Below are 338 nucleotides of genomic sequence, written 5' to 3' on the forward strand. Positions count from 1 at the left end.
TAGCTGACGAATACTAATCGGTCGAGGGCTTATCCTAAACACGTTTACCGCGACCCATACATCCGGTAGACAGCAGCATATAAGGTTCAGCAAACCTAATCTTTCGTATCCAGTTTTCAGGGCGCAATTTGCCTGTCCGTGCTTAAACTAAAGATCTTACATAAGATTCGAGTTTATGCTTAGGGCCCTTAGCTCAGCTGGTTAGAGCGCACCCCTGATAAGGGTGAGGTCGGTGGTTCGAGTCCACTAGGGCCCACCATATTTTCCCTGATAGCTCAGTTGGTAGAGCACTCGACTGTTAATCGAGTTGTCACAGGTTCGAGTCCTGTTCGGGGAGC

At 48.8% G+C, this 338-nt stretch carries 2 tRNA genes; both read left to right on the forward strand.

What is annotated here, in order from left to right:
* Window positions 1–182: 182 nt before the first annotated feature.
* Window positions 183–259, forward strand: a tRNA-Ile gene (locus tag FGT79_RS30730).
* A 5-nt stretch (window positions 260–264) separates the two neighbouring features.
* Window positions 265–337, forward strand: a tRNA-Asn gene (locus FGT79_RS30735).
* Window position 338 lies beyond the last annotated feature (1 nt).

The sequence above is a fragment of the Paenibacillus sinopodophylli genome (genome assembly GCF_005930355.1).
Classification (GTDB): domain Bacteria; phylum Bacillota; class Bacilli; order Paenibacillales; family Paenibacillaceae; genus Pristimantibacillus; species Pristimantibacillus sinopodophylli.